General features: G+C 40.4%; 14 protein-coding genes. 7 read left to right on the top strand and 7 right to left on the bottom strand.

The window, feature by feature from the left end; translation table 11 throughout:
• Positions 1 to 8 precede the first annotated feature (8 nt).
• Positions 9 to 1,784 (top strand): B12-binding domain-containing radical SAM protein, encoded by a 1,776-nt coding sequence (locus tag AC1TO9_RS11910; protein WP_482055425.1) that lies wholly within the window; start codon positions 9 to 11, stop codon positions 1,782 to 1,784.
• A gap of 189 nt (positions 1,785 to 1,973) precedes the next feature.
• Here AC1TO9_RS11910 and AC1TO9_RS11905 read toward each other — a convergent pair whose 3' ends face one another.
• Genes AC1TO9_RS11905 through mnmL form a run of 4 tightly spaced genes read right to left on the bottom strand, consistent with a single transcriptional unit; the run spans position 1,974 to position 5,487 of the window.
• Positions 1,974 to 2,897 (bottom strand): alpha/beta fold hydrolase, encoded by a 924-nt coding sequence (locus tag AC1TO9_RS11905; protein WP_482055426.1) that lies wholly within the window; start codon positions 2,895 to 2,897, stop codon positions 1,974 to 1,976.
• Positions 2,898 to 2,948: 51 nt separating this feature from the next.
• Entirely contained in the window at positions 2,949 to 3,917 is a 969-nt protein-coding gene (locus tag AC1TO9_RS11900; RefSeq protein WP_482059265.1) for a type I phosphomannose isomerase catalytic subunit, read from the bottom strand.
• A 6-nt stretch (positions 3,918 to 3,923) separates the two neighbouring features.
• Positions 3,924 to 4,532: a tRNA 5-(aminomethyl)-2-thiouridylate-methyltransferase MnmM gene (gene mnmM / locus AC1TO9_RS11895; protein ID WP_482055668.1), complete on the bottom strand. Its 609-nt coding sequence runs from the start codon at positions 4,530 to 4,532 to the stop codon at positions 3,924 to 3,926.
• Between the two features lies 1 nt (position 4,533).
• Entirely contained in the window at positions 4,534 to 5,487 is a 954-nt protein-coding gene (mnmL, locus tag AC1TO9_RS11890; RefSeq protein ID WP_482059264.1) for a tRNA modification radical SAM protein MnmL/YtqA, read from the bottom strand.
• A gap of 274 nt (positions 5,488 to 5,761) precedes the next feature.
• Between mnmL and trmB the strand changes: the two genes are divergently transcribed.
• Positions 5,762 to 6,502, top strand: coding sequence for a tRNA (guanosine(46)-N7)-methyltransferase TrmB (gene trmB / locus AC1TO9_RS11885; RefSeq protein WP_482055429.1), 741 nt, complete (start codon positions 5,762 to 5,764; stop codon positions 6,500 to 6,502).
• A gap of 80 nt (positions 6,503 to 6,582) precedes the next feature.
• Here the strand turns inward: trmB and AC1TO9_RS11880 are convergent, their stop codons facing one another.
• Positions 6,583 to 7,722 carry an MGDG synthase family glycosyltransferase gene (locus tag AC1TO9_RS11880; protein ID WP_482055430.1) on the bottom strand — a complete coding sequence of 380 codons (1,140 nt, stop codon included), beginning with the start codon at positions 7,720 to 7,722 and terminating at the stop codon, positions 6,583 to 6,585.
• Between the two features lie 51 nt (positions 7,723 to 7,773).
• The gene (locus AC1TO9_RS11875; RefSeq protein ID WP_482055431.1) at positions 7,774 to 8,301 is read right to left on the bottom strand and encodes a phosphatase PAP2 family protein; all 528 of its coding nucleotides are present in this window, start codon (positions 8,299 to 8,301) and stop codon (positions 7,774 to 7,776) included.
• A 557-nt stretch (positions 8,302 to 8,858) separates the two neighbouring features.
• Between AC1TO9_RS11875 and AC1TO9_RS11870 the strand changes: the two genes are divergently transcribed.
• The 5 genes from AC1TO9_RS11870 to AC1TO9_RS11850 all read left to right on the top strand — a co-directional run bounded on the left by AC1TO9_RS11870 (position 8,859) and on the right by AC1TO9_RS11850 (position 12,122).
• Complete coding sequence (locus AC1TO9_RS11870; RefSeq protein ID WP_482059338.1) at positions 8,859 to 10,100, top strand: glycosyltransferase family 2 protein; 1,242 nt, start codon at positions 8,859 to 8,861, stop codon at positions 10,098 to 10,100.
• 275 nt (positions 10,101 to 10,375) lie between these two features.
• Positions 10,376 to 10,873: a translation initiation factor IF-3 gene (infC, locus tag AC1TO9_RS11865; protein WP_482055432.1), complete on the top strand. Its 498-nt coding sequence runs from the start codon at positions 10,376 to 10,378 to the stop codon at positions 10,871 to 10,873.
• Positions 10,874 to 10,891: 18 nt separating this feature from the next.
• Positions 10,892 to 11,092 carry a 50S ribosomal protein L35 gene (gene rpmI, locus AC1TO9_RS11860; RefSeq protein ID WP_482055433.1) on the top strand — a complete coding sequence of 67 codons (201 nt, stop codon included), beginning with the start codon at positions 10,892 to 10,894 and terminating at the stop codon, positions 11,090 to 11,092.
• Between the two features lie 31 nt (positions 11,093 to 11,123).
• Positions 11,124 to 11,483, top strand: a complete 360-nt coding sequence (gene rplT / locus AC1TO9_RS11855) for a 50S ribosomal protein L20 (RefSeq protein WP_482055434.1) — start codon at positions 11,124 to 11,126, stop codon at positions 11,481 to 11,483.
• A gap of 282 nt (positions 11,484 to 11,765) precedes the next feature.
• Positions 11,766 to 12,122: a hypothetical protein gene (locus tag AC1TO9_RS11850; protein ID WP_482059263.1), complete on the top strand. Its 357-nt coding sequence runs from the start codon at positions 11,766 to 11,768 to the stop codon at positions 12,120 to 12,122.
• A gap of 42 nt (positions 12,123 to 12,164) precedes the next feature.
• On the opposite strand, the gene AC1TO9_RS11845 is transcribed toward AC1TO9_RS11850, so the two are convergent.
• On the bottom strand, positions 12,165 to 12,614 hold the full coding sequence (locus AC1TO9_RS11845; RefSeq protein ID WP_482059262.1) for a GNAT family N-acetyltransferase: 450 nt from the start codon (positions 12,612 to 12,614) through the stop codon (positions 12,165 to 12,167).
• Between the last annotated feature and the right edge of the window lie 182 nt (positions 12,615 to 12,796).

Raw genomic sequence — 12,796 nt, 5'->3', positions numbered from 1 at the left:
TGTGAATAATGAAAGTCGTCTTATCTACGTTAAATGCTAAATATATTCATACGTCACTGGCGATCAGGTTGTTAAAAGCATATAGCCAGAAAGAGTTTGATATCGAACTTGCTGAATATACGATTAAAGATCCCGTAATAAATATCGTATCTGATCTATATCAAAGGAAGCCTGACGTTATCGGGTTCTCTTGCTACATTTGGAATATTGAAGAGACCATTAAGGTTGTTGATATTGTTAAACAAGTCATGCCAGAGGTAACGATTGTGTTAGGTGGACCAGAAGTCTCTTATGATACCCAGCACTGGATGGAGCGTATTCAGAATGTCGATCACATCGTTATGGGCGATGGCGAAGAGACATTGCATCACTTGTTACAGACGATTCAAGGTGATCGGAAGTTTCATTTCGTATATGGTGCAACCTATCGTAAGGGAAATGAGATTATTATTAATCCTGGACGTCCGAAGAGTGATTTGAATACACTCCCAACACCATATCGTTTCGCTGAGGATATTCCGGATTTAGGCAAGCGCATCGTCTATTTTGAGACGAGTAGAGGGTGTCCATTTAGTTGCCAATTCTGTCTATCCAGCATAGAGGTTGGTGTGCGTTATTTCGATATTGAACGGGTGAAGTCAGATATTCTTTACCTGATCGACAATGGTGCGAAGATTATTAAATTTCTGGATCGCACGTTTAACATTAATCGTAACTATGCGATGGAAATGTTCGAATTTATTATGAATAACCACCGGGGTTGTGTATTTCAATTCGAGATTACCGCTGATATTATGCGACCAGAGGTATTAGATTATTTAGCTGAAAATGCACCACCAGGAATATTCCGTTTCGAGATTGGCGTGCAATCAACGAACGATATTACGAATGAACTTGTGAAGCGTCGTCAGAATTTCACGAAGCTATCGCGTACGGTGAACACTATCAAAGCTAGCGGCAATATTGACCAGCATCTCGATCTTATTGCTGGATTACCAGATGAGGATTACGATACATTCCGTACAACGTTCAATGATGTATTTGCTATGGAGCCGGAAGAACTACAACTCGGATTCCTCAAAATGCTAAGAGGGACAGGACTCCGGATTGATGCGGATAAATATGAGTATAAGTATATGGAATACGCACCTTATGAAATATTAAGTAGCAATAAGCTTTCTTTTGCTGATATTATCCATTTGAAACGACTTGAAGATGTGCTAGAGAAATACTGGAATGCGCATCGTATGGATCACACATTGAAGTATCTTATGAAGAATGAATTCGACTCTCCATTTGACTTCTTCCAGGACTTTGGTGATTACTGGGAAGGACAAGGTTGGCAGAAGATAGGACATCAACTGGAAGATCTGTTCCTCCGTCTTCATAAGTTTCTCGAACACCGGGGCGTCCGACGGATGGACATTATATTAGGCCTAATGAAGCTAGATTATTTCCTGAATCACAAATACAAGCCACGTACCATTTGGTGGGATTCTCGATTGACCAAAGATAAATGGTCGGTGTTCATGAAGGAACTCGTAGAGTATCCAGAGCAAGTATCCCCTGAATTTGAAGCACTTCAGTTAGATGAGCGAGGACTACTGAAACATGCTGTGATGGATGTCCTCCCATTCGATCTGGATGAGTTATTGCAGCAAGAGGATGGCGTGGTGTCGGATAGAAGAGATCAGCAGACATTGTTGATTGTTCTTTATCAGCAAGATGAGAGCCAGCGCCCTAGATGGTTTACGAGGAAGCTAGAACCAGCGGCGTTATCGTAAGAATATGCTATGAATGAGACAACGGCTGTATGTTCCCTAAGGGACATGCAGCCGTTGTTTTATTTTTAAAATATAAGAAAGCATATCGATGTGGGGACTTTCGGATGTAGCCCCTAGCTGAAAGCGATACGAAGTATCGCTAGCATCGGAAGCATAAGCTTCCTTCCCACCCACAATAGTAACTTTTCATCAAGTATGTCGTTCCAACCAATCCAGCAGATCAGCAATAACTTCATCACGATTGATTTCATTTAGCATTTCATGTCTTCCGCCAGGGTATAGTCGACATTCGACATCCTTCATTCCTAACTTCAGGTATATTTCATGAAGCTTAGTGACACCCCTTCCATACAAGCCAACGGGGTCACGATCACCTGCAAATAAATAGATAGGTTTATCTCTAGGAATATTCCGATAACTAGCTGGCTTCTGTATGTTCTGTAACAATTGGAAGAAGTCACGGAAGAATCCAGCGGTACATACCTGACCACAATATGGATTATTAATATACTTGTCCACTTCATCCTCATCTCGAGATAACCAATCAAATGCGGTGCGTACAGGTGTTATCCCTTGATCATACCGTCCGAATATGATTGCATTGAGCATCAGACTACGATGGGATGCACCTTGGAGTTTAACCTGAAACTGAGCCAAAATTTTAGCTATGCCAAGGTTCGGGCTCGGGCCATTCGTACCCGATAATATAAAACCTGAATATGCTTCGCCATGATTCTCGATGATTTGCTGTGTTAGAAATGACCCCATACTATGTCCCAATAAATAATGAGGGATATCTGCATACTTATCTTTAAGGAAAGAGCTTACCTCAAGAATATCTTTCTCCATTCCATGGAAGCCATCCACGCCAGTATGTCCTATCTCATCCATACTCTTGGCAGTCTTGCCATGACCTCGTTGGTCATGAGCATAGACGGCATAGCCTGATTCACAAAGGGATGAAGCGACTCTAGCATAGCGGTCTGCCGTTTCTGCCATACCATGGACAATCTGAATAAGACCTTTTAATGGAACGGATACCTCAGGAAGCCACTCGTAGATGTGTAGGGTCATTCCTTGCTGATTAATTAGCGTAAATGAACGTTCGTTCAACAGATACCACCCCCACAATATCAATCAATAACCGATTGTACCTCTAAAGATTTAAGGAAGATAAGAGCGTAGAACTGTTGCATTTCCCTCTAGTTCATAATGAAGTAAGTTCGCAGGTAATAAGAAACATTGTCCCGCTTTATAGTCTAAAGATCCATCGTTCCATTTCAATGTCCCTTGGCCTTCACAAATGACAAGAATTGCAAAGCTAGCAGATGTGGTTGTGAGGGGCCAACTTCCAGATACAATACCTTTTTCAACAATAAAATAGGGGGAATTGGCCAGCTCCAACCATTCGCCAGGTACGGCAGAATCGGTCTTCATGGTTGTGGCACCTGAGCCCTCGTAAGCTATAACATTCAAGGAATCTTCAATATGTAAATCGCGTGGTTTGCCATCGAGACCTGGACGATTATAGTCATATAGACGGTATGTTGTGTCCGAATTCTGCTGAATTTCAGCGACGACTACGCCTGCACAGAGCGCATGAACTGTGCCTGCAGGGATGTAGAATGTATCTCCTGCCGCGACAGATACCTCTCTGAGGCTATCTGTAATGTTTCCATTAGTGATGGCTTGTTGCAAGCTTTCTCGTGTAACGCCATCGTTTAATCCATATATAATTTTGGAACCTGGTTTGGCATCAAGCACATACCACATTTCAGTTTTACCTAATTCACCCTTTGGTAGTCCTTCATATTCATCTGTTGGGTGAACTTGTACAGATAAGTCGTCATTACAGTCGAGTAGTTTAATAAGTAGAGGAAAACGTCCGTTGACCTCGGAGAACCCTTTGCTTCCGAACCATTCCTTGCCCAATTGTTCGCGTACTTGATCTAATCCTAATCCGGAAAGTTCGCCATTCATGACCTGGCTTGTGCCATTTGGATGATCTGCGATCATCCATCCTTCTCCGATATGACCGTCTGGAAGCTCAAGACCGAATTGTTCGAGTGCTCGACCACCCCATACACGCTCTTTAAATTCAGGTTGGAATTGTAATGGATAAGGTTTAATCATAATAAATCATCCTCTCGATTTGAGTTTGTTATGTGATTTCTTTTCTACAGCTATGATAAAAGGTGCATCTAAACGCTGTAGTTGTTGGTAGATGATAGATTGTGCGATAGATTGAGGGATATTGGAAGCCCATTGTCGTACAGCCTCAGATTCTAAATCGCCTCCGGGATGTCCCGGATATAAAACGACTGTTATAATACCTCCAGGACGCAGCAGCTCAAGACTTGCCTGAAGTGCTGTGATGGTGCTGTCTGTCATCGTTATAATCTCTTTATTAGAAGCACTTGAAGGCAAATATCCAAGGTTAAACATGATGGCAGCAATCTTTCCATGATGGATTTGTGGGATCACATCATTCATGCAAGCATGGCTCTTAAGAAATAAAGTGACGGGTGCTATGACAGAGACTGAACTTTGAGTTAGTCTCTGCTCGGTGAGGGTAACGGCCTCTGCCTGAATATCGAATCCAAAGACATGTCCTTTAAGGCCTGCTGCTTGCGCCAAAAATAGAGTGTCTGAACCAGTTCCTATAGTAGCATCAACAGCAATATCCCCTGGTCGTAGCCGTTCGGAGACTAATCTATGAGCGAAGCTGAGGACGGAGAGAAAGCCCATATCAAACGTTCCTCCAATACTTTCCTTGCCAAGTATCTCGCTCTTTAAGCTCAGCATCGAAGGCATTCAGAACTTCCCACTTCTTCAGGCTCCACAGCGGGCCGACTAGTAGATCTCTTGGTGCATCTCCAGTAAGCCGATGAACGACCATTTCGGGAGGCAATATTTCTAATGTATCAATGATAAGCTTGACGTATTCATCTTTCTCTAAGAAGCGTAACAGACCAGCTTCATATTGCTTGACCATAGGTGTTTTGCGCATAAGATGCAATAAGTGAATTTTAATACCCTGAACGTCCATTTGAGCAACAGCTCGCCCTGTTTCAAGCATCATTTCATGGTTTTCTTGCGGAAGCCCGTAAATGATATGAGTACAAACACGAATATTGTGCTTACGCAGTTTCTCAACTGCGTCTAAGTAGACTTGTGTGTCATGTGCGCGATTAATCAGTTCAGAAGTAGAATCATGGATCGTCTGAAGCCCCATCTCGACCCATAGATAAGTTCGTTCATTTAGCTCAGCTAAGTACTCAACGACGTCATCTGGCAGACAGTCTGGACGAGTAGCGATGGATAATCCTACAACCCCTGGTTGTTTTAAAATAACTTCAAAATACTCCCTTAACTCTTCTACAGGTGCATAAGTGTTCGTATAAGCTTGGAAATAGCCAATATATTGTGCGTTAGGCCATTTGAGATGTTGCTTATCACGTATCGTATTGAATTGAGTGACTAAATCATCTCGTCTACTACCTGCAAAGTCTCCGGACCCCCTAGCGCTACAGAAGGTACAGCCTCCTTTAGCGATGGAGCCATCACGGTTCGGGCATGTAAAACCAGCATCAAGCATGACTTTGAATACTTTATCATTAAACTGTTGGTGCATTTCGTAGTTCCATGTATGAAATCTCTTATCCCCCCATAGTAATGGGTTAGCCGCTGTTGAATGATTCATGAGTTGCTCCTTTATGAACTTACATTATTAAGACATGCCGCAACTATTATATCAAAAAAAAGAATAAAAGTAATGTGAGCAATGCTAAGGAAGTTAACATAATAAGTTAATTATGAAGTTGTTGGACCCCAATTCCATATATAAATAATAGATAATTATGTATTTTATTGTAACTCAAGAGAAATAGGGTTCCTTTTTCGACAACCTCTTTACATTTGGCTAGAAGTTCGGCACAATATTGCAATAGCGAAGATATTGAAAGCGGAGGGAAAACATGCGTTTACGTGGTAGAAAAGGTATAAGGGAAAATCTAGAAGAGCAGAAGGAACTTGTTATTCTGGATCCGAAAGAATATAAAGGGAAATGGGCATCCTTATTTGGAAATGATCATCCAATCCATGTTGAATTTGGGATGGGAAAAGGTCAATTTATTAGTCAGATGAGCATAAAAAATCCGGAAATTAATTTTATAGGTATTGATGTGTACGATGAATTGATTCGACGCGCGAGTGAGAAAGCAATCGATGCTTGGTCTGAGCAGCAAATTAAACTTCCTCCTAATCTTCGATTGGCGTTTGCTAATGCAGAGTATGCTGATGAAGTATTTGAAGTAGATGAGTTGGAGCGCGTATATCTCAATTTCAGTGATCCGTGGCCAAAGGCTAAGCACGGAAGACGTCGTCTGACACATCCACGTTTCTTAGAAAAGTATGCCTCGATTCTGAATTCAAATGGGGAAATCCACCTCAAAACGGATTCACTAACATTGTTTGAATTTTCTTTAAACTCATTTGCAGATGTTGGATTGCAAATGAACAACATATCCCTTGATCTACACCGTGAAGGTATTCCGGAATGGAACGTCATGACGGAGTATGAATCGAAATTTGTAGGTCAAGGGATGAATATTTATCGCTGTGAGGTTATGGTTGGGGAGCAATCGCTACAGCGATATCAGGCGGAGCGATTGAAGAAATACCGTCTCCAAGAGAACAAGCCCGATATTGAAGCTTAATATCATACAAAATAAGTGATTGATAACCACTGGTAGCGGTATCCTACACCAACAAACAAACGGGTTGTCCCTAGCCATGATTAATGACTAATGGGACAACCCGTTTGTTCAAGCATTTCGATGATACTTTTAGCACTTTGCATCGGATGATACTTATCGATGGTCTTGAGATTCTCCTGTCTATCGGTACTGACTTTTGGATACTCATATATCAGTTTATGTACCCATTTCTCCATAACACCGACGGAGGTAATGGTTTCTCCTAATCCCAGCGAAGTGAAGTATTGAGAATTCTCTTCCTCCTGACCGGGGATAGGGAGATGGAAGAGCATCGGGATACCCTTTGATAATCCCTCTGAGCATGTCATTCCACCAGGCTTAGTCACAAGCACATCTGAAATCTCCATTAGTTGGTCGATCTCTCGGATGAAACCGAATATATGAATGTTAGGATGCTTATACTGAGGATTAGACATCATTTTATGAAGAGCCTTATCGTTACTTCCAAGACAGAATATGATTTGAATACGATCGCTCCACTGTACGAGATAGTCATTGATAACATCATCACTAATGATTCCCCATCCACCTGCCATAACTAATACCGTAGGCATATCATTTAATTGGAATTTCTGCCGTATGCTTTCCTTACTTGGATGTTCCCAAAAGTTAGGATGTATCGGAATTCCAGTTACTTGTATTTTGGATGACGGGACATTTCTGCTCATTAGTTTATACTTCACCTCAGGAGTGGAAACAAGAAATTGATCCACTTCAGGGCTAATCCAAGTGCCATGTGCATCATAATCTGTAATCACGGTGCATAACGGAACGGTAACGCCTAAACGCTTCAGACGAGAAATGACAGCGCTTGGGATGGGGTGAGTACAGACGATGATATCAGGTCGAAGTTGCTTCACAACAACTCTAGTATGAGTATAAAAAATACGATGAAGTGCTAATGTTGTCAAGCGATTAAGTGATTTCTTATATTGGTATTTATACATCATCCCGATCAACCGAGGTTGGGAAGTAATCGTTTTTTTATATGCTGTTATAATTAAGGGAGCAACTCTGGGATTCAAGAAACTTCCAAGTTCGATTACTTTTGTGTTCACATCAGGAGATAGTTTGCGCAGACTGCTCGAGAGTGCGTAGGCCGCTTGAGTATGCCCAGCACCAAAACCTTCTGATAACAACAATACTCTTTTTTTATTCAATTTAAACTCACCTATTCCTGCAAGGTTTTCCATATCATCACCATAGCGACTTTAAGACCATATTGCAACAGTAATTGCCGCTATGGAAGTACCAATAACTGCTCCTGCAAGGACATCTGAAGGGTAATGAAGCCCAAGATAAATTCTTGAGAAACCGACTACTGCACTGAGACTAAGAAATAATGGCATCATTTCTGGAAAAGCTATGATGAAAGGAACTGCTGTAGAGAATGCTGCAGTCGTATGACCCGATGGGAATGAATGATCACTCAAAGGATTACGGAATGTGCGCGTCTCTGGAATAGCGAGATAAGGTCGGATTCGTGGATATAGTTTCTTGGCAATAGCAACGGGAATATGACTAATGGCAAGTGCAACAGCCGCCTGTGAACCAGCGACACTCCATGGCAGTGGTGCGAATACCCAAGCTAATAAGCTAATACCAATAGTAAATGTAGCTCCACCTAAATTCGTAAGATAAAATAGCCAAAAGTTTAGGATGCGATTATGAAGTCGACCGTTAATCCATTGAAATATCTGTTGATCCAATTTTAGAAGTTTATAGGTGAGTTCTCTCATGTAATTTCTCCCCTATGGCTCGAGGCCATGGCGTTTATTTGAAAGCGGTCATCCTTATGAATTAATGCGGACAACATTCATTGTATCATATTTTTAATTTCTGTTATATTTTGTGATAAGTTTTTTAACTAGCTATGATAAAGTCCAGTGAATTTTGACTTCCGCCCTCATAAAAAAGTACACTTATAATTATATTCACATACTAGGTTCAAATATGTTTCAATTTTGTCGTTACTGGTTACCTCTGTATAGATAGGATAAGCTACTTAATAATTAAACAATTAAAGAATAATAAATTTAGGATGTGAAACAAAATTTAAGAAGCAAATGGACGAAAATAAGAAGTAAATCTTCATGAAGATGAGATAGTGACCTTATTATAACGGTAAATAGCGATTTTTATATTAATAATGGGCAAGAATGAGCTAAACACTTTTTGACAAAAGAAACAAAAACGTACAATATTAATACAGTTTCAAATAGAGATAAAGAAAAGAGTAAATAGCATCATTAGAGAAAAAGGTGCTAAGGGTTAAAAAAGGGGGCTTTAAAGAATGTTGTTAGATACTATTTTTGTTGCGATTCAGATCATTTTGGCTTTTGTAGGTCTGTACCAATTTACTTTTTCTTTATTAGGTCTGCACAGAAAAAAGAAAAAGGAATCTTTCCAAGCAACCAAATCATTTGCTGTCTTAGTTGCAGCACATAACGAAGAACAAGTTGTTGGGGCACTAATGGAGAATCTGAAAAATTTAGATTATCCAAAAGAATTGTATGATGTTTTTGTCATTTGCGACAATTGCACGGACAGAACAGCAGCTATCGTGCGAGAGCATGGTATGCAGGCTTGTGTGCGTACGAACAAGAATCTTCGAGGTAAAGGGTATGCCATTGAATGGATGTTGAAGGAGCTTTGGAAGTTGCCGCGTCAATATGACGCAGTTGTTATGTTTGATGCTGATAATTTGGCAGCTCCTAACTTTTTGAGTGAAATGAATGATGATTTGAACTCAGGTGCACGTGTTGTTCAGGGGTATATTGATACTAAGAATCCTGAAGATTCATGGATTACTGCGGCGTACGGAATTTCATATTGGTACATCAATCGCTTGTGGCAACTATCTCGGCACAATATGAATATGGCTAACTTTCTAGGCGGCACGGGGATGTGCTTTGAAACAAAATTGTTAAAGGAAATGGGCTGGGGAGCGACAAGTTTGGTTGAAGATCTAGAATTTACAATGCGTAGCGTCCAAAACGGTGTTTATCCTAAATTCAATTATGATGCCAAAGTATTTGATGAGAAACCGATCACGTTCAAAGCTTCATCAAGACAACGTCTTCGTTGGATGCAAGGTCACTTTACAGTGGCACGTAAATATTTCTTTCCACTGTTATGGCAAAGTATTAAGGAAAGAAGCCTTGTTAAATTTGACTTAGCATTGTATGGAGTCAATGTGTACATCGTACTTCTTACGTTTCTGATGACAGCGACGATGTGGGTGGATATGGCCTTTCTTAATGGTCCTAACATTGCCAATATCTATGGCTATTTACCAATATGGTTAAGTGTTGTAGCTATTTCTGCTAATATTCTAACATTCTTTGCTGCATTGGTATTAGAGAAAGTAACTTTTAAAAAGGTCTATCAATATCTAATCTTCTTTCCGATTTACTTGATCTCTTGGTACCCTATTACGGTCTATGCTTTCTTTACACAGAACAACAAGCAGTGGAGCCATACGGAACATACTCGAGTTATGAGAATGGAAGAGGTAGTACAAAGTAAGCAAGTATAACAATAATACTTGACATCACTGTGAGTGAGATGATATATTATTCAAGCGTGTTAAACGAATATTTGGATTTAAGCAGAGGCACCAGCTTCTCACCTGACCAACGTATGTTGGCTGGTATTTGATCCGATGATTTATGAATGGGATATTTCATGAATAATTGATCATAGGGATGCTGGGAGGAAAAACCAGCATCCCTTTATTTGTTTTTTTGAATGGAATTTTGGAGATAGGAATTGAATTAAATTTGGAGGTGGACGGTTATCAGTAAGGAACATATGATCAATGACGAAATTCGGGCCAAAGAGGTCCGCTTGGTGGGAGCAGAGGGAGAACAAATCGGAATTACGCCGATTCGTGAAGCACTGCAGATGGCAACGGATCTTAATCTCGATTTGGTAAATGTAGCGCCTCAGGCGAAACCGCCGGTGTGCCGCATCATGGATTACGGTAAGTTCCGCTATGAACAGCAGAAGAAAGATAAAGAAGCTCGTAAGAACCAAAAGATCGTGGATACGAAAGAAGTTTGGTTCCGCGCTAACATTGACGAGCATGATTACCAAACGAAGCTTCGTAATGTCGTTAAATTCTTAAAAGAAGGCGACAAGGTTAAATGTTCTGTGCGTTTCCGTGGACGTGAAATTGCACATGCAAGCATTGGCCAGAAGATTCTTGAACGTGTAAAAGAAGAGGTAGTTGAGCTTTCAACTATTGAGCGTCACCCTAGACTTGAGGGACGCAGTATGATTATGATATTGGCTCCTAAAACTCAATAATCCTAAGGAGGAACTATAATGCCTAAAATGAAAACTCATAGCAGTCTAAAAGGCCGCTTCAAGATTACCGGAACAGGTAAAGTAATGCGCTATAAAGCGTTCAAAAACCATCTTTTATCACATAAATCCAAACGTCAAAAACGTGTGCTTGGCACAAACCCAGTAATGGCAGCAGGGGACGTTAGACGTTTGAAGCAAGGTCTATCCAATTTGAAGTAATTAACAACATTTATTCGGGAGGTTTACTAATATGGCAAGAGTAAAAGGCGGATTTGTCGTTCGTCGTAGACATAAAAAGGTATTGAAACTCGCTAAAGGTTATTTCGGATCGAAACACCGTATCTTTAAAACAGCAAATGAGCAAGTAATGAAATCATTGGTTTATGCATACCGTGATCGTCGTCAAACAAAGCGTAATTTCCGTAGACTATGGATTGTACGTATCAATGCGGCTGCACGTTTGAACGGATTGTCTTACAGCAAGTTAATGCATGGTTTGAGAATAGCTGGTGTTGATATTAACCGTAAGATGCTTGCTGATCTAGCGGTTCATGATATCACTGCATTTAACTCTATTGCAGCGGTTGCTAAAGAAAAGATTAACGCGTAGTTTATTGTAACAATAAACATAGAACCCAATGCCTACATGGCATTGGGTTCTATGTTTAAGCACCTGCAACGCAGAAGAGATGAAGAACCTATAAGGGACAACTAGAGCTATTTGGATTGAACTAGAGAAATACTTGTTCATTCTGTGTAGTTAGCGTGATCCTTTTTTTGCGTTCACACAAAAAGGAATATAGCTAAGGAAATACATAATTAGGGCTAATGAACAAGCGTTAGAGTATTTATAAGAATACACTGAATTGGAAGCCATAGGAGGAGGGAATACATGAAACATTCTGTAACGAAGGCTCAGGCGCAAAGATGGGTAGGGAAAAATATTGTAGCTACCAAAAAGGACGGAACTCTCGTTACTGGTAAATTGCTGAGGATTTCGGGGAATCGTCTCATATTGCAGCGTAATGCTAGAAAAAAAATGCAGACTAAAGCTATCATTCCTTTGGTGCTATTTGATTTATTGGCCATTGGAATATCACCATACGTGACCGGGTTTGGAAATGGTGTGAGCGGTGTGAACGGTGTAAACGGTGTAGGAAATGGCCCTTATGGCAACTATAGTCCTTATGGCAACTATAGTCCTTATGGAAATTACGTTAACTATGGTAATTATGGAAATAACTATTGAGGTGGCGGAGTTTATCCACCTGGGTATTTCTTTTGATCCTGCCTAATGGAGTAGTAACTTTTCCATTTCATAATATTTCGTTGATGAGTGTACTTTGGTAATGGAGTATCCTAATTTTTTATAAAAAGCAAGTCCGTTTTTATTAACAATGTCTACCATGACTTTAGACCGTCTGCATCCACGTGATTGCGCAAAGCGTTCTGCGTGAGCCATTAGTATGTTCCCCCAGCGCTTACGCTGCGCAGCGGGTGCAACGGCCAACATATCGATATAAAGAAGGTCGCCGTGTAACATGAAATGAACAAATCCTACGGGGTCATCTTCGTAGTAAACAGAAGCTACAAGAGTTACTCCTTGGGTTAATCGTTGTGGAATATGATTCTTGATCTCAATAATTTGTGTAGTACTCATACTAGATAATGGGACAAGTTCAGATTCAATTAAATGTATAATAATAGCATCATCTTGCTTGGGTCTTCTGTATCGGATCATCCAACATGTTCTCCCTTCGCTATGCAGTTTATGATGAGTTAATCCAATTCATCATATGTGCTATATCAGGGATTGTGTGCTACAATTGGAGGGTAGAAATGGGATAAGATGACGGAATTAAATGAATTAATAAATTAAGGGTATTGACTATACGGGTAGATGAATCATATAATACTTGTAAC

This window comes from Paenibacillus sp. Y916, from assembly GCF_056786435.1.
This window is presented reverse-complemented; position numbering and strand designations above follow the sequence as displayed.